Annotated in this window: 17 protein-coding genes; 4 read left to right on the top strand and 13 right to left on the bottom strand. The window is 45.5% G+C overall.

Features of this window, described 5'->3' with window-relative positions; translation table 11 throughout:
* Window positions 1–2: 2 nt before the first annotated feature.
* The 11 genes from MHN31_RS12685 to MHN31_RS12635 all read right to left on the bottom strand — a co-directional run bounded on the left by MHN31_RS12685 (window position 3) and on the right by MHN31_RS12635 (window position 12689).
* On the bottom strand, window positions 3–440 hold the full coding sequence (locus MHN31_RS12685; protein WP_239444426.1) for a hypothetical protein: 438 nt from the start codon (window positions 438–440) through the stop codon (window positions 3–5).
* A gap of 709 nt (window positions 441–1149) precedes the next feature.
* Entirely contained in the window at window positions 1150–1683 is a 534-nt protein-coding gene (locus MHN31_RS12680; RefSeq protein ID WP_239444425.1) for a hypothetical protein, read from the bottom strand.
* Window positions 1684–2600: 917 nt separating this feature from the next.
* Complete coding sequence (locus MHN31_RS12675) at window positions 2601–2915, bottom strand: hypothetical protein (protein ID WP_125561579.1); 315 nt, start codon at window positions 2913–2915, stop codon at window positions 2601–2603.
* A gap of 12 nt (window positions 2916–2927) precedes the next feature.
* The gene (locus tag MHN31_RS12670; protein WP_239444424.1) at window positions 2928–3086 is read right to left on the bottom strand and encodes an I78 family peptidase inhibitor; all 159 of its coding nucleotides are present in this window, start codon (window positions 3084–3086) and stop codon (window positions 2928–2930) included.
* Window positions 3087–3846: 760 nt separating this feature from the next.
* Window positions 3847–4362: a hypothetical protein gene (locus tag MHN31_RS12665; RefSeq protein ID WP_239444423.1), complete on the bottom strand. Its 516-nt coding sequence runs from the start codon at window positions 4360–4362 to the stop codon at window positions 3847–3849.
* The gene (locus MHN31_RS12660) at window positions 4359–4724 is read right to left on the bottom strand and encodes a hypothetical protein (RefSeq protein ID WP_239444422.1); all 366 of its coding nucleotides are present in this window, start codon (window positions 4722–4724) and stop codon (window positions 4359–4361) included. Before MHN31_RS12660 ends, MHN31_RS12665 begins: the two co-directional genes overlap by 4 nt.
* Before the next feature lie 930 nt (window positions 4725–5654).
* Window positions 5655–5945 carry a hypothetical protein gene (locus MHN31_RS12655; protein WP_125561587.1) on the bottom strand — a complete coding sequence of 97 codons (291 nt, stop codon included), beginning with the start codon at window positions 5943–5945 and terminating at the stop codon, window positions 5655–5657.
* Between the two features lie 551 nt (window positions 5946–6496).
* Window positions 6497–6937 (bottom strand): hypothetical protein, encoded by a 441-nt coding sequence (locus MHN31_RS12650; protein ID WP_125561589.1) that lies wholly within the window; start codon window positions 6935–6937, stop codon window positions 6497–6499.
* A 249-nt stretch (window positions 6938–7186) separates the two neighbouring features.
* The gene (locus tag MHN31_RS12645) at window positions 7187–8194 is read right to left on the bottom strand and encodes a zinc-binding dehydrogenase (RefSeq protein WP_010381733.1); all 1008 of its coding nucleotides are present in this window, start codon (window positions 8192–8194) and stop codon (window positions 7187–7189) included.
* 154 nt (window positions 8195–8348) lie between these two features.
* Window positions 8349–11516 (bottom strand): multidrug efflux RND transporter permease subunit, encoded by a 3168-nt coding sequence (locus MHN31_RS12640; protein WP_239444421.1) that lies wholly within the window; start codon window positions 11514–11516, stop codon window positions 8349–8351.
* Between the two features lie 9 nt (window positions 11517–11525).
* Complete coding sequence (locus MHN31_RS12635; protein WP_138539595.1) at window positions 11526–12689, bottom strand: efflux RND transporter periplasmic adaptor subunit; 1164 nt, start codon at window positions 12687–12689, stop codon at window positions 11526–11528.
* 129 nt (window positions 12690–12818) lie between these two features.
* Here MHN31_RS12635 and MHN31_RS12630 point away from each other — a divergent pair, with 129 nt between their 5' ends.
* The 3 genes from MHN31_RS12630 (at window position 12819) to MHN31_RS12620 (ending at window position 18793) form a co-directional block, all read left to right on the top strand.
* Window positions 12819–13772 carry a LysR family transcriptional regulator gene (locus MHN31_RS12630; protein ID WP_010381740.1) on the top strand — a complete coding sequence of 318 codons (954 nt, stop codon included), beginning with the start codon at window positions 12819–12821 and terminating at the stop codon, window positions 13770–13772.
* A 377-nt stretch (window positions 13773–14149) separates the two neighbouring features.
* Window positions 14150–16354: a bifunctional 2',3'-cyclic-nucleotide 2'-phosphodiesterase/3'-nucleotidase gene (locus tag MHN31_RS12625; RefSeq protein WP_239444420.1), complete on the top strand. Its 2205-nt coding sequence runs from the start codon at window positions 14150–14152 to the stop codon at window positions 16352–16354.
* A gap of 261 nt (window positions 16355–16615) precedes the next feature.
* On the top strand, window positions 16616–18793 hold the full coding sequence (locus tag MHN31_RS12620; protein WP_239444419.1) for a DUF6359 domain-containing protein: 2178 nt from the start codon (window positions 16616–16618) through the stop codon (window positions 18791–18793).
* Between the two features lie 47 nt (window positions 18794–18840).
* Here the strand turns inward: MHN31_RS12620 and MHN31_RS12615 are convergent, their stop codons facing one another.
* Window positions 18841–19680: a DUF6279 family lipoprotein gene (locus MHN31_RS12615; protein ID WP_239444418.1), complete on the bottom strand. Its 840-nt coding sequence runs from the start codon at window positions 19678–19680 to the stop codon at window positions 18841–18843.
* 215 nt (window positions 19681–19895) lie between these two features.
* On the opposite strand from MHN31_RS12615, the gene MHN31_RS12610 reads away from it, so the two are divergent.
* Window positions 19896–20483, top strand: a complete 588-nt coding sequence (locus MHN31_RS12610; RefSeq protein ID WP_239444417.1) for a class I SAM-dependent methyltransferase — start codon at window positions 19896–19898, stop codon at window positions 20481–20483.
* Window positions 20484–20527: 44 nt separating this feature from the next.
* On the opposite strand, the gene MHN31_RS12605 is transcribed toward MHN31_RS12610, so the two are convergent.
* Window positions 20528–21133, bottom strand: coding sequence for a DUF998 domain-containing protein (locus tag MHN31_RS12605; RefSeq protein WP_125561607.1), 606 nt, complete (start codon window positions 21131–21133; stop codon window positions 20528–20530).
* Between the last annotated feature and the right edge of the window lie 171 nt (window positions 21134–21304).

Genomic DNA, 21304 nt, shown 5'->3' with positions numbered 1-21304 from the left:
CCTCAAGGAATATGAATCATGATGATGTCAATTGTAGCGTTCTGCTTAGACCCATCCTCGCGAATCACCAACTCTTCCTCTTCCAACCCTAAATAATTTGTCTTTTTCGAGTAAACTAGCCGATATTTCTGTCCATCATAAAAGATGAACTTATCTATCCCGTCAGCCTCAGTATGAAAAGGATATTGACTGATTTCAACTTTAGCATTGTTGCAAAAGCGTATAGTCAGTGTACCGCTGATATCAAAAATATATTGAAGACCCTCTGTGCATTTACTTGAAGTTCCCAGGTCGATATCAAACGCCTGCACTTGCCAAATTTTCTCAGATGATCCAGCAAGCTCGTTAATAATTGAATCTGCTTTAGCGTTTACAGAGACGATTGGAATTAAGGCTAAAGAAAACATAGAAATATTTTTCATTAATACTTTATTTAGCATGCTGCCCTCGCTGTCTTTGTCCTTTTAACTCTACTTAGAGTAGACATAACTCCAACTAAAACGGCCATTAATAGTCGCAAAAAATAAGTGCGCCCTTAAAGAAAGAAGCCAAGGGTATATTGTCCGATTGAATGTCTTGTTAAAACTATTTGTCAGATACGGCGTAAATCAACTTACACACACCACTATCTGTAGTTCTTACCCAAATCGGATGTTCTGTTGTGTGAGCGGTTAGCAAAAGTGAATACACAGAGTCATAATTCTTAGAGCTCGGATCTAGTTTAATGTATCCATTAATACCAGCGTCACATGATAATTTTGACTCATCTCCAGAAGTGCTTATTGTCGTACCGCCATCAGACTCAACAACGATTCTTGTAACTTTAACCCCAGTACAACTCACACCACTACATGTAGCTAAAGCATTACCTGAAAAAATTAATGGTAAAAGAAAACAAACACAATATCGCATGCTAACTCCAAAGTTATGACAGCGTTTTAGCGTAGATGCCGTTCAAACACCTGCCCCCAAACCATTCCACTCACAACAACAACCTATACCTTTGTAATATTTGATATCCGATTGGTTGCACTGCCTCTTCCTTGCTGTTCGCATATTCTATCCCCCTCAATCCTTTGAGTACTATTTGAATAAATGTAGACGGTGTACCTTCCATACGCCAGTTTAGGGTGGAGTTACATTGTCTTGTCAGCCGCCTTGTCTAAAATCGACCTCAGCCTCATTGATAAGTGTAAAATACCCCTCATTATCTTCAAGTTGAAGCGATATTGAGATATAAACAGTTTCTCCGTCTTCAGGCTCTTCGTTAAAGCCGGCACCAATTGAGAAAGATAGCTTTTGATGTACTTTTTGTGATAGTAAATTTTGTGTTTTCTGGAAGTTATTGACTGCAAGTTCTGAAAGTCTGAATGTGTATTCTGTTTTTGCAGGTTCGGACGAAAAAAAGCCTTCTTGCGCAGCTATCTTATCCCGTTTTACAAGAATGAGTGGAAATGTAAAATTACTATGCCCTCTTTCATTCACTAAACTGAGGCTTAGATTAATTTTTTCCATGTTTAACGTAAAAGGCTCTGACAACCAAATTTTCGAACGAATTTGCGAAGGGTTTAGCGCGGCAAAACTTTGTTCATCAAAGTTGCGATATTTAAGCATTGTCGAGAGCGGAATGCTCGAGCAGCCAAACAAAAATAGTGCTACAAATACAAAAAAAAGCTTTTTCATTATCTTTCCTTGATTGATAACTAGCGGCTTGTTCTGAGGCACCCCGATATATTCACTTTTCAATTCAATATGATAGCTGCACATGACATTACTTTGTCTAATTTATTTCGCAAAAAATTCACCATATAGAACCCCCTGCGAGATACCACCATCCTATACGGTATACCTAGAAAAGCTGAATTTATCAGAGGCATCCACCCGTAAATTCACAGACCAATATAGACAGGGATAATATAGAAATGCAAGACAATTGGACCCTCCGCTCTTCTACTCTTCCAGTACACCCCGTGAATGCTCAATAACTTACCCTCGATCCAATCTCGCCGATATAAATATGACTCGCCTGTTACGCGGTCTGTGCCACACAAAAATGCCCGGAAAACACGCCGGGATATACAGTGATGATATCTAGTACCGGTTAAGCTAACCAGCTTCTTCCCTACAGTTGGCATAGTCTATTAGCCTCAACCCTTTGAGCACGTTCTAAGCGTAGACATCGTTGCAAAAGTACGCCATTTTTAGGTAAGTGCCGCTTATTCTCCGAAAGCGCCCGCTTCAATGAGATGCGAAAAAATATCAACTGAGGGTTTATGTCTGTAACTCCAGGGCCACTTAGCGGCAACAATTCCTTCATCATTCAATAGTCGCTTGTAGTCTCAGAGTTGTTGAACTGCAATGTGTCCACCGTCTGCATGGGCAGCATTCTCTAGGCTTAATGCGTGGACTATGATGCTGTCTCCAAGGAGGATTTAAATGGTGCCAGTGAGAAATGGGTTTCCGCACATAGCACACGCAAAGTTCACTTCCTTACGGAGTGCTTTTAGAACCTCTGCAGAGGTTGCCTATTCACATGTCTTTCTAAAGCCGCCAGCAGAGTCGCAGCTTGCCGCGTTCTGCTGACTGGCCTTACTAGCATTTTAGCCAAACACTGAAATGTTAACAGTACAACTTTCACCTTGATTAGTTACGACTTGAACCTGGGTGTATTGGCTTACATCAGCGCCCTGTTTTTCAAATGAAAAATGACGCGGAATACCTTTCATTGGGCCAGGGTTAGGGGTAATTGTTAACTTAAGTAGTAATATGCTCGGATTAATACCTTGAACGTCAGCTTCTTCGATTGCGACTTCGGTTTCAGCGGTATACACCATTACTGAACCGTGAACATATAGACCATTAGGTTGTTCTTTTAAATTTACGTTTGCATTTAAAGCTAAATTACACTCACTCATGATTGGCTCCTTTTACCCCATCCAAACTCTTACGATTTCACCAGATTCAGACAGTTCAATATTCACACGATTTGGAACAAAGTCCTCAGTTAACATATCTCCTGTTGTATAAACCCTGGAAGGTTTTCCAATCAAAGTTAATATGGGTTCGTCGTTTACTACATTACTCATACATCTCTCCTTAGTTATGCTTGAATGCTAACAATATATTAGTATAAGTGCCGACCAACTCCAGCCCCCAAAAAAGAGGTACAGCCCGTCAAATTTCAAAGGTACCCACCAGTAAATTCACAAAACAAAATAAACTTGCTCGTCTAGCCAAACTTCAGATTTCGGGTGGGTGTACATACAAACATGATTTAGCAATCTGATTGTTAGTCTAAACCTCTCGCAGATCACCTTCGGCTAGGTATCTAAAGCCTAATGGCTATTCGAGACTATAAGCGTAGACGTCGTTGCAAAAGTACGCCATGTTTAGGAGGAATGTCGCATATTTTGCACTCGGCACCTAGACTCGGCTAAGGGGTAATACGACGAAGCAGTTATGTTATGGCAGAGAAGCAATTGCACAGGGCTATACGTACATACAAACGCTTAGGAGGCTTCGGTTATGAGGCCCCCCAGCGCTATGATAATCGCCAGACTTTTCTGGGTTATTTGCCCGCGCAGAGTAAGCAAAAACAGTACAGTAAAATTTCCCAATTAGTCAGCTTATTAGCTATAGATTAATACAGACTAATTATTTTGGTTCATTGATAATAGTTAGTATAGGCCTTTCGTTAATTGCTGTGTACTTTTGGATTGTCAAAGTATCAACAGATTTCTTCAAAAAAGATTTGAAATTCAACAAATCATTTTTTTCTACTGCCTTTTTTATATTTTCACTGTCATGCTTAAATTTATAAACGATCCAGTTATAATTATGTAGAACCTATTCTTTTGTTTTCACGTCAGTAACTTTAAAATTTAGCCATCCGTATAGCCCTGATTGAGAAACTAGGTTTGTACTTGCCTCTACATCTGTGATGTACACTTCAACTAACAAAACTTCACCTTTTTCTTTTAAATCAGCCAAAATTTTATTTTTTATTTCTTCATTCTCTTTGGATTTCTGAGGCGACATGATGTATTTTTTCACCTCAGATGAATCGATGAAATTTGAAACCTCTACTGCATTAAAGCCATTTTCATTAAAGTAGTTACTTAGATAGGGACTCATGTCCCGCTCTAGATCCCAAACGCCCGAAAATTCAGAGCCTTTACGATCTTCATGCAAAAAACCCTCTTCCGTATAATTTATTTTGTATTCTGGAACATAATACAGAACAACTAAAGAAGTATCTTTCTCAAGAACAGGAGTATCCAAAAGGTTAGTTTTAGCTGTAGATGCACAACCACTTAATATTGTAAAAATAAAAACCGTTGACAAAACTTTAAGAAAGCTCACTTACTACCTCTTTCACATTCAATTACTATATTATTTTCGTTCACGATACATGATAAATCGAAATTTTCCTTGGATTCAACGTCCCAAACGTTAGCTCCTGAAATATAATTACCATTACCCAGTGGTGTTGCCGTTGGAATATACACACGAGTAAAATCATTTCCATCTTTGTAGCCATACAATTTATAACTCTTTGACTCGGCTGTTCCCTCAATAATTTTCGACGGTAAACCGATCGACTCAACTAATTCAGCAACGGTTGTTTCACCGTATCTTACTTTTAAATTTGAATATTCGTTTGTATCAAATGAGCTGGAACAGCCCGAAATGGCTAGAAAGGTTAATATAGATAGGTACTTCACTTTTCGATTTTCTCCTTAGATTGACAATAGCTAACGCCTTGCTCTTAGGAGCCCCCAGATATTTATATTTAAAATCAGTATGATGGACACTTACGGCTTTGTTGGATCGAATTTATTTCGCCAAAAACCCACCAAATAACAACACATAAGTGATAACCCCAGTCTACACGATATGCCCAAAAAAAGCTGCCACCAAATTAATACTAGCCATCTTTTTTCATCGAAGATGGCAACTGAGATTTTGCTAGATAGCAATCAACTTTCATTTGCTGAGCCGGAGCGAAATATAAAGAGCCCTGTCGCTGCCAAGCTCAATATCAAACGTATGGGCCGACCATGGAAAATGTAAGCCACTTTTAAGTGGATGTCGCCTTTTTCTAGGGCGGGTTGTGCATACTTTTTACCCATCTTGTTATGTGTTTTTACGGCTTTGCTTTAATGCACCGAAAACTGCCACCAACAACATGGGTAGTACCGTGAAGTCTAGCACGAACGCTAACGGCCAAAATGCCTTGTATGGCCCAAACCACAATCCCAGAAACAATAAAGTTGCACCAACATAGGGCACAAATGAAGTGCTACCATTTCTAAAAATAGCGGAGAAGTACGCATACCAATTACTGAGGCCTATAAAAGCACCCAGAATAATCAAACTTAGAAGGAGTAAGGAGTTCATTTAAATCTTCATTTTCAGACAAGACACATAGCGATCGCTTAGCCAACTCAAAATATCAGACTAAATTAGCAACAACAAAACGCAAGCCTTCTGTTTTACCCCTGTAGGTTGCAGCGCTTTTGATAGCCAAATTAGACCAAGTTTTTTATTGATTTCTGACGCCACAACCATTCCCGTATAAGGCCCAATTACTAAACCGCTTACGCTGAGTACCTAAACAACTTTACTTTTTGTAGGCGCCTGTTATGTACCAATTACTCGGAGGTTTCAAACTCAAAGCCGCCTACCTTTTTGGCGACCAAGTTGTAAACCCAACAAAACAAGCGCTGCATAAAGTAAAACATAACCCCATAAAATACGGGTGCAAAAGCGAAAAATAAAAATGGAAAGTTTGGGATTTGTTCTCCATTGTTGGTCTTCATTTCTGGAGTCATTAAGAAGAAAAATATGGATATAAAGCTAAACGGCAACATTAAAATTGCTAACGTAATTGCGAACACTTTGCTTGTCTGATGACCAGATATATTTGTGATTTGAATTTTCATAGTAGTCTGTTTCCCCTTTGTATATGACGCCCGTACCTGAGAAACCTCAGATATTTGTGTTCCGAATCAATAACAGCATTGATTGCTCGAACAGGTAAACCTATACATTGCAATCTAGCATGCAGCTCTGATAATTGGCCTGTCATAAGAGACTATTTATCTTTGCATACATAAAAAGATACGTAGCAAGCCATAATAATAAAATTACTAAAGCAAAGTAGCCAGCCTGCTCCTTTGAATTTTTGAAGGAAAAAACAAACCATATAAAACTAACCAGTATGCTAATTACGAAAAGAGGCAGTACATTGAAAGCAAAGGTTATAGCACAAGGTCCATCCCCTGTCTGACCATCTGATAAACACCCATAAATTCACATCATCGTCACTACTGAAAGAAGAAAATTTATAATTATCATAACCTTACATTTAAGATAAGTATGGCTCGACATATTCTTTACTTACAACGCACCATATGGAATACGTGGATGATTAGCTAAAAATAGGTAAGATATGAGCCACCCAGCTTTACTAGCCCACATGTTGATGTATGTACTAAGTTTCAATGTACTTACAACAAGTCTGGAATGAAAAATCTTCATTTTCAGCAACCCCCTCGTTGTTAAACTCAACGGAAATGCTTCCAGACACCTTGAAACTACCATCCTGGTTTTTATAAATATTTAACTCTTTAACATCACACCAGTTATGAACGCAGCCGATATATACAGATCCTTCAGCCTCTGTATAAGCGGAATGACTCAAATTCACGCCATCCAAATTAGAAGGGTCAGTTAAATCCAATTCATACCAATCTAGAACGATTTCAGTTTTAGTTGGTTGCACATCACAATCAAGGCCAGAATCAAACGCAGCAAGAGGGAGTATTACTCTATGAAAAAGAGTCTTTGATAACCCGATGTTCTTATTTTCAAACCAATATGACTCAATAACTCCATTCTCGACTCGTGTTTTACTTTGCAAATCAATCTTCATCAAAGCTTCCTTGTAACATAACTACTTACCCGACGCCAAAATGTCGGAATGCAATCCGACAAAAAAAGGGCTTTATAACTAATTCCATAGTCCCACGGAATAAACCCAAAGTAAACATAAGGTTGCGGTTACCAAAGACAGGTGTTTTTTAAAAGTTGGACAAAATGGAGCGTAACAACATACTCGGAAAAAAATTAAAAAAGCCCGACTATCAGGCCGGGCTTTACAACTCATAAATATCGTTTCGGTTTAATCGCGCGTAATGCGGATCACCGGGCGTTGCTGGCAGGTTTTGCCCAACAGGCAACTCAGTGCATCGCGTACGGTGTCAACACTAAAGTCGAGCAATTTAACCTCAGGAGCCTTAATTCGGCCATTGCTCACATCATCGAGCAGCTGTCGGCCCATAAAACACAAATGCTGCTGGGCACACAAACTATTGGCCATCCAGGCACCGGCGACTGAGACCACCCCAATATTGGGCGCTTTCTCAAAAAGTAGCTCTTCCGGAATAGTGCCAAAGCCATTCAGACAAGCGATCCGACCACAGAATCTCAGATGACGCAGGTCATTTAAAAAGGAGTCGCCGCCTTGTGTATTCAGGATACAGTCAAAACCACCTGGCCCCATTTCTCGCTTGATCTGTTCGCACACCGACTCAGATTCGCAATCGAATACCCAGTCTGCACCAAGTTTACTCAGTCTCTTGTGGTGTTCTTTTTGTGCGAAAGCAAACACCTGAGCACCGCGCTGCTTGGCATATTGCACTGCAAAGTGAGCCACGGCACCTTGCGCGCTGTTGATGGCTAAGGAGTCACCGTCCTGCACCTGCATTTTATCCAGTGCCAGCAATGCTGCCATCCCCGCATTGGGTAAAGACACTGCCACTTCGCCGCTCATGCCATCCGGTACTTCCGACACCGCGTGGCTGGGTACAACCGCGTACTCTTTTAGCATCCCCTGCTCTGCCAGGCTGGCATTAAACAACACTCGACTGCCTTTGGGTGGAAATACCCCTTTAGCAGCTGACACCACAGTCCCGACGGCATCCAGTCCCAAAACGTGAGGATATTGCCACTGGCAAAATCCGTCTTTTGCCATCCGTGCGTCCAGGTGATTCAGTGCCACATAATCTATGGCAACCAGTAACTCGTTGTCTCCCGGCACTGGCATGGCGTGCTCTGCCATCGCTAAGTCAAACTCGGCGCCACATTGACGCAGTTCCAGCGCTCGCATGGTGGATTTTTCGACTGACATGAGTGGTTTTCTCCGCTTTTCGGCCATTTTGAGGCCTGGTTGCCCATAATCTTAACTTTCCGATTATGGGCAAAACTTCGCAATTGTTGCTATTAAACCATCTTGGTCTCTGTCAAACAACTCAATGTTGTGACAGGTGTTTAAATCCTGTTAACTACTCTTTCTCTATAACAAGCTCGTTCGCACTGTCCTTTGAGCTATCGTTTAAGGTGACCAGGCGGTAGAAGACAGGCGTAAATAGTAAGCCAAATACCGTAACTCCAATCATCCCGAAGAACACTGCATTACCCATTGCCTGACGCATCTCTGCTCCTGCCCCTGACGCCAGTACCAGAGGGACTACACCAGCTGTGAAGGCAATTGAGGTCATCAGGATAGGACGCAGTCGTAAGCGACACGCCTCCATGATGGCTTCCAGGTGGGTAGCGCCGGTTTTATGTTTATCGCGGGCAAACTCAACCATCAGAATCGCGTTCTTTGAGGCCAGTGCCACCAGTACAATCAGTGCAATCTGGGTGAAGATATTATTGTCACCACCAAGCATGTAGACACCCGCCAGTGCAGAGAATATCGTCATTGGCACTATCAAGATGATGGCAAGCGGTAAACGCAGACTCTCATATTGTGCAGCCAGTACCATGAAGACCAACACCACAACCAGAGGGAACACATATACCATGGTATTGCCCGCTAGGATCTGCTGATAAGTTACCTCAGTCCACTCATAACTGATCCCTTCCGGTAAGCTCTCGGCCAGTACAGATTCAATCGCTTCTTTGGCCTGATCTGAGCTGTAACCCGGCGCTGGACTGCCGTTTAGTTCAGCCGTCATATAACCGTTATAGTGCATTACCCGATCCGGACCTGTGGTGGGTGTCACCGTCACTACCGAGCCCAGCGGTACCATATTGCCAGCGGCATTGCGTACCTTCAGATTGTTGATCTGTGACTGTTTGGCACGAAACTCAGCGTCGGCCTGTGCTTTTACCTGGTAAGTGCGACCAAACAGGTTAAAGTCATTCACATACACAGAGCCAAGATAAACCTGTAGTGCACTGAACACTTCATCCAGCGGAATACCTTGTAGTAGTGCCTGCTCACGGTCAACGTTAATGTCCATCTGTGGTACCTGGATACGGAAGCTGGAGTACAGACCCGTCAGTGCCGGATGTTGCTGAGCCAGACCAATGGTACCCTGCAGCGCCGCAAACAAGGCTTCGAACCCTTTATTACCTCTGTCCTGAAGCTGCAGCTTAAAGCCACCTGTGGTACCCAGACCAAGAATTGGCGGCGGCGGGAAGACCGCTACAAAAGCCTCATCAATTTCAGCAAAACGCATATTCAGTTGCATCGCAATCGCATGGGCCGAGAGGCTGGGATCCTGACGCTCCGAAAAATCAGCCAGTGGCGTAAACACGATGCCGCTGTTAGTGCTGTTAGTAAAACCATTTACCGACAGACCCGGGAATGCCACAGTATGGGCAACACCTGGTACTTCCAGCGCAATCGCCTGCATTTGTCTGACAACGGCTTCTGTTCTGTCCAGACTGGCAGCATCTGGCAGTTGTGCCACCGCAACCAAATATTGCTTATCCTGCTGAGGAATAAAGCCACCCGGCACTGAATTAAACAAGTCAACCGTTGACCCCACCAGACCTAAGTAAACCACACCCACGACAACACTCATGCGGATCAGCTTTTGTACCAGCTTCTCGTAACCTTGTGCACCTTTGTCGAACATGCGATTGAACGGTTTGAACAACCAGGCACCAAACAGTTTGTCCAGTACACGAGTCAGACCATCTTTAGGGGCATCATGCGACTTCAACAACAAGGCAGAAAGCGCAGGCGACAAGGTCAGTGAGTTAAAGGCAGAGATCAAAGTTGAAATCGTGATGGTCAGGGCAAACTGCTTATAGAACTGACCCGACAATCCGGTAATGAATGCCGTCGGAATAAAGACCGCACACAGTACAAAGGCAATCGCGATAATTGGACCGGTTACTTCGGTCATGGCAATTTTAGTTGCCTCAAACGGACTGTATCCGTCAGCAATGTTACGCTCTACGTTTTCAACCACCACAATGGCGTCGTCCACAACAATACCGATGGCCAGTACCAGACCAAACAAAGACAGCGTATTAATAGACACGCCCAGCATCTGCATTACCGCGAAGGTACCAATCAGTGACACCGGCACAGCAATTAATGGGATGATTGACGCACGCCAGGTTTGCAAAAATACCACCACAACCACAACAACCAGCAGGATGGCTTCTAGCAAGGTCTGAATAACCGCATCAATTGAGCCGCGCACGAATACAGTCGGGTCATAGGCAATTTCGTAGGTCATGCCCGTCGGGAAGTCTTTAGACAGGCGTGCCATTGTCGCACGTACGTTATCAGACAAGGCAATGGCATTAGAGCCCGGACGCTGGAAGACAGGCATGGCCAGCGCAGGTTGGTTGTCCAGCATGGCACGCAGCGCATAGTTTTCCTGACCCAGCTCAACGCGGGCAATATCCTTTAAGCGTGTGATCTGGCCCTGCTCGCCCACTTTGATGATCACTTCTTCGAATTCATCAATCTGAGTTAAGCGACCTTTTACGTTTAACAATACCTGAAACTGGTTTTCATCCGGTGAAGGTTGAGCCCCCAGAGAGCCTGCTGCTACCTGTTGGTTTTGCGCACGTAATGCGCTGATCACATCACCTGCTGTCAAGTTACGGGCAGCCAGCGCATCGGGGTTTAACCACACACGCATAGAGTATTTAGCACCACCAAATAGTTGCAGATCGCCTACTTCTGGCAAACGCTTTAGCTCATCTTTAATATAGATGTCCGCATAGTTGGCCATGTAAGAGGTATCCTGCTGACCATCTGGAGAAACCAAGTGGACCACCAACGCCAGGTTAGGTGATGACTTTTGTGCTGTCACACCCAGCCGCTGAACTTCCTGCGGCAGACGAGGCAAGGCGTTATTCACGCGGTTTTGCACCTGAACTTGTGCCTGGTCCAGATCGGTACCCAAGGCAAACGTCACAGTCAAAGTTAAACGACCATCGCTGGTTGCCTGAGATGAATGGTACAACATGTTTTCGAGGCCATTCAGTTCTTGCTCAAGGGGCGTTGCAACAGTCTGACCAATAACTTTGGGGTTTGCGCCCGGGTAGCTGGCATTCACCACAACCGTGGGTGGCACTACTTCCGGATACTCACTGACCGGCAACTGAAACAGTGAAATAGCACCGGTGATCACAAACACCAGCGAGAGCATGGCCGCAAAAATCGGCCTGCTGATAAAAAAGTGAGAAAAGTTCATAACGGCCTCTTAGTTTGCAGCGCTGAGCTGAATGTCGCGCTGTGCAATCACAAGACGGGTGTCATCCAGGTTGAGCGTGACCATATTTGGCGTAATTGGCATACCCGGGCCGACACGAGCAGGGCCATTGGCCGCCACTTTATCCCCATCTTCCAGGCCTGATTTAATCGCGCGGAATGCACCATAGCGCTCGCCCAACTCCACCAGGCGATATTGCAAGGTGTTGTTAGCATCAACGGTCAACACAAAGCGGTTTTTCAGATCAGTGCCAATGGCACGCTCAGGCACTAACGGCATTGTGGTCGCATCGGCGGCGCCTAAAGAAATTCGAGCAAACGCACCCGGCTTAAGACCATGCTGCTGCGCATCAAATACTGCGCGAACACCTAACGTACCGGTATTCGGGTTAATTTCATTGTCGATAAAATCGACCACGCCAGGTACAGATGCGCCACCATTAATACGCTGCAATTGCACCGTGACCGCATCGGTAGCATCAACACCGGCAAATTTGTCGCTCCAGGTGCGTTCGTCCACATCAAAATAAGCATAGATCTGCTGATCTGACACTATGGTTGCCAGTGTGGTTTCGCCCGCACTCACATAGTTACCTTTGGTCACGATAGCACGAGATACAACCCCGCTGATCGGCGCTTCAACCTGACTAAACTCCAGATCCAGACGCGCTTTTTTCAGTTGCGCCGCAATGGCATCACGATTAGCTTGTGCCTGACGCAATGTCGCCGCACGCTGCTCAGCCAGCTCGGTTGACATGGCTTTCTCAGCCACCAGCTGCTTAGCACGACGCGCTTCACTTTTGGCCTGCATCAGGGCTGCATCGGCACTCACCAGTTGTGCATTCAGGGTTTCAACCTGCACCTCAAACGGACGCGGATCGAGTCTGAACAGGATCTGACCTTTCTCAATCCGCTCACCTTCTTTGAATGTCATCTGCTCCACCTGGCCAGACACACGCGGCTTAAGCACAACCCGCTCTGGTGCCTGCAAACGCGTAGTAAAGGTATGCCAGGACTGGACCGGCGCCATTTTGACCTGTGCCACATCAATGGTCAGTGGCGGTGGCTGCTGCCCTTCCTGTGCGCTTGGCTGACTACAACCACTAAGCACTAAAGCAAGTGCGACCGCACTGAGTGTATAGCTAATTTTATTCATGACATTCTCCGACAGTATGAGTTGATATGATGGTACGAAGAATTACCGTGAAGAAAAATGGTAGTTTTTTAAAAACATTAGTGCCAGAATGGCACCAATAAACTTTTCTTTGTGTTGAAAGGACAGATTATGGATACCACCAGCCGCTTGATTATGTTGCTCGAAGTTGTTGAGCAGGGGTCATTTTCTAAGGCCGCTGAACTGAGAAATATAGACCGTTCAGTGATCTCCAAACAAATAGGCAAGCTCGAAGAAGAGCTGGGGGTTCGACTCCTGAATCGCACCACCCGATCCTTTTCCCTGACTGCGGCCGGTGCTGAAATGGTAAAAAAGGCAGCAGATCTGCGCTTGTTATTGCAAGATACCGTGCAACTGGCTGAAAACTATCACCAGGAGCCCAGAGGGTTATTGCGCATTACCGCATCGAGTTATATTGGCCAACATTACCTGATGCCAGTCATCAACGACTTCCAGAAGCGCTTTCCTCAGGTCAGTGTTGAGATACGCATGGATGATCGGGTCGTTGATATGATCTCTGAAGGGTATGATCTGGCCTTTCGGGTTGGTGAGCCACGTGACTCGTCTCTGGTTGCCCGCAAGATAGCCCGAAACAAAATGCTGATCCTGGCAACACAGCGCTTTATCGACACCTATGGCGAGCCCAAAACCATGGCCGATCTGGCCGACTTACCTGCGGCTTCCTACAGCAGCTCCCATTTGCGTTTTGAGTCCATCAGTTACATAGATGAAAATGGCAAGCCTCAGGAACAGCCCATTACACCCGTGTTTCGCTCCAATGATGCCGAAGCTCTGATGTCCAAAGTGTTATCACATACCGCATTTTTTACCGCACCGGCCTTCTTTTTTGCCGATGGCGTCGATACAGATCAGCTGGTCCCGATGCTGACGCATGTCAATTTGCCCGACTACAGCGCGGTGTATGCCGTCTATCCACACCGGGATCTACCCGTCAGAACCCGATTATTTTTGGATGCTGCACGGCACTATATCGGCGAGCATAAACCGCGCTGGGAGCTGAATATTCCCGGTATTGATCAGCTTTATCAAGCTAACAATAAATAATTGCACTGTATGGGTATATTTATACTCATACAAAATATTCAATAATGACAACGATAAAATAGCAGTCATAATGACATTCTGTGCGCTGTGAAGCGTAAAAACTCGAGGGAAAGAGCGTTTTTCAGGTTTAACTCAACTCCACGTACATCAATAATGTTATTTCACAAAGAGTCACACATACACACCATTAAAACCGAGAAAGCCTTTATTTTTCATAACAGTACAGTTTAAAACAGGATGTTTTCCGAGATGTTAACACCCAAACTAAAGTCATTTATTAGCCATATATATGGCACACAGATGCCATGAATTCTTAGCCTCTTTGTCTTTTTTGGTTTCTATAGTACTGCCCCTGAAACAATTACAGAGTCAGGATTATGAAATTAAAATTACTAACACTCGCAATGCTTTGCGGCAGTGCCGCGTTACTCGCTGGTTGTTCGGATAGCGACAACGAGTTGCAATTCAAAGAGCCGCCAAAAGAGCAGCAAACGGACGATGATAAGCAGCCTGTAGATGACAAGCAGCCAACTGACGACGACAAGCAACCGACAGATGACGATAAACCAACAGACGACGATAAGCCAATAGACGACGATAAGCCAACAGACGACGATAAGCCAACGGATGACGATAAACAGCCTGATGAGCCCGTGATTGCTGAAGGTACACTGCTTGAGCTGCGCATCATGGAAACCACTGATCTGCATGCTAACCTGATGAACTTCAACTACTTCTCGAACACAGCAGATGACAAAGTCGGTCTGGTCAAAACCGCAACTCTGATCCGCCAGGCGCGTGAGGCAGTTAAGAATTCTGTATTAGTTGACAATGGTGACCTGATCCAGGGCAGCCCGCTTGGCGACTATATGGCAAAAGTCAAAGGCCTTGAAGAAGGTGATGTACATCCCATTTATGAGGCGATGAACACGCTGGATTACGATGTAGCGAATATCGGTAACCATGAATTTAACTTTGGTCTGGAGTTTTTGGACGAAGCCATCGACGACGCCAAGTTCCCGTATATCTCTGCCAACGTATTTAAGGATGACGGTGACGATGACCCAAGCAACGATGTACCACTTTTCACTCCGTATCTTATCAAAGAGAAGCAAGTCATTGATAAAAACGGTGACACACAAACGCTGAAAATCGGTTACATCGGTTTTGTTCCACCTCAGATCATGCAGTGGGACAAAGCAAACCTGGAAGGTCAGGTTATTGCCAAAGACATCGTCGATATGGCCAATCACTATGTGCCTAAGATGAAAGAAGAAGGCGCGGACATCATCATTGCTATTCCTCACTCTGGACTGGAAACGGCTGAAAAGAAACCTCTGGCTGAGAATGCCAGCTACTACCTGTCAAAAGTCGACGGCATTGACGCCATCATGTTTGGCCATGCCCATGCTAATTTCCCGGGTTCGCGCTATGCAGGCCTTGAAGAACATGGTGTCGACAATGAGAAGGGCACCATCAATGGCGTAGCTGCCGTGATGCCTGGTTTTTGGGGTAATAACCTGGGCATCATAGACATGACGTTAGAATACGGTGCAGATGGGTGGCAGGTAAAAGACTCTCAGTCTACGCTGCAACCGATTTCTATCACCAACCCAGATCGCACCGTCACATCTTTGGCAGTTAACGATGCACAGGTCGAAAACGCGTCAATGACCGCACATGAAGAAACCAAAACCTGGGTAAACGAGCCGTTTGCTAAGATTGCTGATGAGGTCAACAGCTATTTCGCACTCGTTAACGACGATCCGTCAATTCAAATTGTTACCGATGCTCAGCTTTGGTATACGCAAACAATTGTCAAAGGGACTGAACTGGACGGTCTACCTGTGTTATCGGCAGGCGCGCCGTTCAGAGCAGGACGTGGTGGCCCAGACGACTTTACAGCGGTCGATAAAGGAGACATTGCTTATCGTAACGTAGCCGACCTGTATATATACCCAAACGTACTGAAAGTTCTTAAACTCAATGGTGCTGAAGTTAAGCAATGGCTGGAAATGTCAGCGGGTCAGTTTAACCAAATCATGCCAAACAGTGAAGATGTTCAGGTTCTGGTTAATACCGACTTCCCTTCTTATAACTTTGATGTGCTGGATGGCGTGAGCTATCAAATTGATGTGACCGAGCCTGCTCGATACGACACCAAAGGCAATAAAGTCTCTGATGGTAACCGCATTAAAGCCCTCACCTACCAGGGCGAATTGGTAACGGATGAACAGGTGTTCCTGGTTGCAACGAATAACTATCGTGCATCAGGTGGCGGTAACTTCCCGGGGATCTCAGGTGAGAAAATTGTGGTTGATTCTCCCAACGAAAACCGTCAGGTCGTCGCCGACTACATTGCACTTCAGTCAAACAAGAATCCTGAAACCGGCATGGATCCAAGCGCGGATGGTAACTGGTCATTCGCACCGGTAGAGGGCGCAAACGTGGTATTTTACAGCTCTCCGTCGGATAAAGCTGCCGCATTCAGTGCGCGCTTTGCCCATATCACACCTTTGAACAAAACCACTGATGATGGTTTTGCAATCTATCAAATCGACCTGACTCAGTCTGCTGACTGAACTTCAGAGCGATAAACAAATTAAAAGCCACGCATTTGCGTGGCTTTTATATCGCGCCGTAATCACAGGCAGTATGCGGCAATTTCATATCAACTTGCTGAACTGAACGCGCAATTTTGAGGCCAAAGGATTGTGTGCTTGCCAGGGAAACTTGGCTATTCAGCGAGCTTAACTTAGTTCGCAATCGGTTTACGCACTGAGTTAATGCGCTCATTTAGCAAAGGTAGTCAGGCAGGTTGATATTCACAACGGGAATTGATAATGAAACTATCTAAACTCACAGTTTTAGGCCTTGGTGTAACGCTTGCGCTTAGCGCAACCGCTTTGCAAGCTGCAACACCGTATAACTGGAATAATACCGCACCGGTCAAAATACCGAGTGCACAACAAAGCAATGGCAAAACCGTTCTGTTCGACGTCTCGCACGGTGGCGTTGAAGGTAATGCCGACTGGGTTATCGACGGCGCATTTTCAGATTTCGCCGACGCCCTAGTCGCTGAAGGTTACCGCGTTGAGGAATATCGCGGCGTCGATTTGAATAACGATGGTAAAATTCGCTTTTTTGATGATCGCAGCTTCTCAACTCAGGCAAACGAAGCCATCATTACTTATGACGCCATCAAACATGCTGACGTGTTTGTCCTGGCAGAAACTAACCGTCCATTTACCCTGGCAGAGCAACAAGCGCTCGAAACCTTCGTAGCCGCGGGTAAAGGTATTTTCTTTATCGCCGACCATTATGATGCGGATCGCAACCTCAATACCTGGGATGCAACTGAAGTCTTCAACGGTTACAACCGCTCTGATCTGAGCAAGTACAATATGGGTGGCGTTTATGGTGACTGGCGTAACCCAAAAAGCGCGCAACAAGGCTGGTTAGTAGAAAACTTCGGAATTCGTTTTCGCTTTAACGGTGTTGACTACAAACAAGGCGTGAGCGGTGTTGAACCAGCTTATCAGACCGAAGGTCTGACACAAGGTGTCGCGCCTATCCTAATGGCTGCTGGTGCAACCCTGGCTATCGTCGACGGCCAAAAAGCCAAAGGACTGGTTTACTTTGCTGAAACCGATAATCCAACTAAGTGGCGACATGCGAAAGACTCAGGTTTGTATTTTGGCGGAGAAGCTGAAGGCCCTTATGTAGCAATCGCTAAATCAGGCGCTGGTAAAGCAGCCTTCATTGGTGACTCTTCACCAATTGAAGATGCAACACCTAAGTATCGTCGTCAGGACAGTGGCAACACTAAGAAGACTTATCCAGGCTGGACAGATCCGGGCCACGCATCCGTACTGTCAATTAACATCGTCAACTGGCTGGCTACGCCAGAGAGTTATACCCATTTTGATGGTGCCAATGGCCGCACACCAGGTCGCGTAACACCAGTGCCGATGACCTCAGAGGAGATGTTCGATCCCAACAATGGCCAGCCCTGGAGCAACCCAAGCAATGGCTTCAACCCATGGGATACTGATACCTATAAAGACAACTCTTTCAATGCACCTTATGGCCAGGGCCAGGTAGACCCAGATCCGGATCCTGATCCGACACCTGGTACTGCGGTCTCCGTTGCTGACGCTTTGGCAGCGACAACCGGTACTGAGTTAGTCGTTCAGGGTAAAGTGACTGATGCCGTCAATGGTATCTATGGCCTGTTACTGACTGACTTAAATAACCCGGCTGTCAGCATCAATGTCAAATTAGAGTCCAATCAACGTGCCGACTTCAACCCTCAATTGAACCCTGAAATTCTGGGTAAAACCTTGTTGGTAACCGGTAAGCGTAACAGCTACATGGGCGAACCAGGGATCCGCTACGTCACGGATTTGGTTATCGCACCAAGCGCACTGTCCGTCTCTCAGGCGCTGGCCACCGCGCAGGGTGAAACCATCACGTTAACCGGTAAGGTCAAAGCACCGCTGAACAGCATCTATGCTCTGGTCCTGTCAGACTTATCTGACGACAGCACCACCATCAACATCAAGCTTGAGTCAAGCCAGCGCGCCGAATTCAGCCCGCAGCTGAACCCGAGCATTCTGGATGAGACTTTAGTGATCACCGGTAAGCGCGACTCGTACATGAGCCAGCCGGGGATCCGCAACGTCTCTGAAATTGCCAAGGCGTCGTCGACTTCACCAGATCCGGATCCAAATCTGGATATGACCGTCAGCGAAGTACTGGCAAAAAGCAATGGCACACCCGTTGTTGTGGCCGGTACCATAACTTCTGCCATCAACAACATTTATGCCCTGGAACTGAGCGATCCAAACGCGCCAGGTAACAAGCTGTATATCAAGTTGGAATCATCACAGCGCGCGACATACAGCCCTCAGCTAAACCCTTCTCTATTGGGCAAAAAGCTGCGTGTAACCGGTGTTAAAAATGACTATATGAGCCAGCCGGGTGTACGTAACGTCACCGCACTGACTCTACTAGACTAAACCAACGGGATTAAAGTCAGGCGACGCATTGCGCGTCGCCTTTTTCATTAGTCTTCCGCTGCAAGTGATTGAATGTCCTCAATCAGCTCTTCTAACTCTGATATTAAACGTTTTTTCTGTTTATCACTGAGACTTTGATACACATCCAGTAAATACTGATGGTTGGCTTTGCTATTTTGCTCATTGGCCAGGTTGAGCTGCTCAGAGCGGAATACCTCAGGTGCCATCAGCAACTCGGACAACCTCGCCTTAAATGCATCTCCACGTTCAGGCTGAGCAAACAAGGCTCTGAGCTCCGCCTGATAATGCGCACGATAGTCTGACCATAAATCTGAGGTACTGACCAGTTGCCCATATAACTGCTCAATACGACTTTCCTGCTCAGCAGACAATCTGCCTATCCAGCGCTTAAGGTTCTTGTTGCGCTCTTTTAGCCAACGCTTGTACTTTTTCTGCTCAGAACGCTTTGCCCTTTTCTCTGCCCGCTCAGCTTCTCCTTCAGCAATTTCATCAAATAATTCACTGGCCTGTTCTTCACTGAGCATCGGGGCCATTTCGACCAGATCTGGCACCACTTTGTTGCGCAGGCGATGCCAATGCTCAAGCATCTGTGTGCGGTGGTAGCCAATGCGCTCCAACGTAATTTTGTCATTTTCTATATCTGATTTCAGCATAGTGAGCTGCTCGGCATACCGTGTCAGCTCTTGTGACTTATGCCAGTCCAGCCAGACAAGCAAACGCTCGTCAAACTGTGCTTCCTGTTCATCGGTAAGCGAAATGTAGTCATCAAGATACCAATAGCTCAGCCAGTCGGCATTTTTATAGATAAATTTAGTTGAACAGCCGGTCATCGTCAGCAATGCCATCACCAGAAAGAACTTTCTCATCGTCGTATCCATAGTCCGTGTTATTAGTCTCTTTAGTTAATACGGAATTCGACAAAAAGTGGACTAAAAAAGTGTCTGTAAATATTTCGTTCGTTACAAACTCCGTCCAACCTCAAAATCTAATAATAAGCCGATTATCGCAAAATCTGAGCCCTGCCTCGCACGATAGCTTACCTGCATACTGATACCCAGAAGACAATACACGAGGAACACTTATGAGCCACTGGAATGATGAAGATGCCATCAGCTACGACAACAAATGGGGGGAACTGGCGTTCCACCAGCAGATCCCTGAACTTGCAGGCGTACAATCTAATTTCAATATTATCGAACTGGGTTGCGGTGGCGGGTATCTGAGCTTATGCCTGGCACAGGCTGCTGTAAACGTACGTGTAACAGCTTTGGATCCAACCCCTAAAATGATTGCTTTGGCGCAGGCGCGGCAACGCAAAACAAACCTTTCACACGCTCAATTACAGTTTTTTGAAGCCGGTGCAGAGGCACTGGATGTCAGTGCAAACACTCAGGACCTAGTGATCGCTGCATTTTCTGTCCACCACTGGCAAAGCCCGGAGCAAGCTATGGCACTGATTTACGGCGCACTTAAGCCCGGCGGTAAGATCTGGTTATGCGAGGATCTGAATGCACCTACCGAAGGAAATACAGAGGTGCACACTGAATTGAAGACACTTAACGGCGTTAAAGGACTGCTGCAACACACTGGTTTTACCCAGCTATCACATAAAGTCCATCGCAGTCATGAAGGTGAATTTCTGATAATTGAAGCACTTAAGCCGTCATAAAACAGCTAAACAAAGCGCCCGGCTTTATGTCCGGGCGACTATCATTACATCAGTACCAGAGAAAAGACACTCAGCCAGATCAATTGAGTCCAGTAGGACAAACGTTGATACAAACCCGCACCGTGCTTAACCTGAAATGCCTTGACCAGTTTGGCCGTGAAAAACATCGAAATTAAGACTATCAGGATAGAAAAAACACGAAACCAGGGAGAAACCAGTTCAGAGCTCGGGCTAATAGCCACAAAGACCGGGGCCAGTAATAAGGTTAACATTACGACCGAGCCGGCAGTGGAATGGATCAAACAGTGGCGGCTGGGGGTTGGTGTATAAGGGTCTTTATCCATTGGAAAATAACCCGCAATCCAGGTACCAATGCCATGAAAAACAATCAGCATCCCGGTAATGTAAAACGCGATACTGACCTCAGGTAACTGTGTGACATGCCAGCCAAAAATCACAAACATCACGCTCAATGGGTAATTATTAATCCAGGGCGATAGCTTTTGAGTTGGGCTTCCGGCGGCCCCCAGTTCACTACAAAACTGATTAAAATGATCATAGTTTGGATAAAATCGACCCGCTATATAAACACCGCATGTTATCCACACGGTTGCAACCAGGCCTAATAACGCTGCAAAATATTCAAACATCTGCTTGCTCCTTGTTTCAGGTAAAGCTGTAGATGACGGTTAAACGCTTTTTTTATTGTTCTGCACCAATATAAAAAACAACTTGTATACTAAGTGCTAATACAATGTACCCATTAACGACTCAAATTGCAAAAAAAGTGGGCTACACCACGCAACCGACGATACCATGTC

This window comes from Pseudoalteromonas sp. McH1-42, from assembly GCF_022347845.1.
Taxonomy (GTDB): domain Bacteria; phylum Pseudomonadota; class Gammaproteobacteria; order Enterobacterales; family Alteromonadaceae; genus Pseudoalteromonas; species Pseudoalteromonas rubra_D.
The sequence above is the reverse complement of the archived record's forward strand: the minus strand, read 5'-3'. Positions and strand labels throughout refer to the sequence as shown.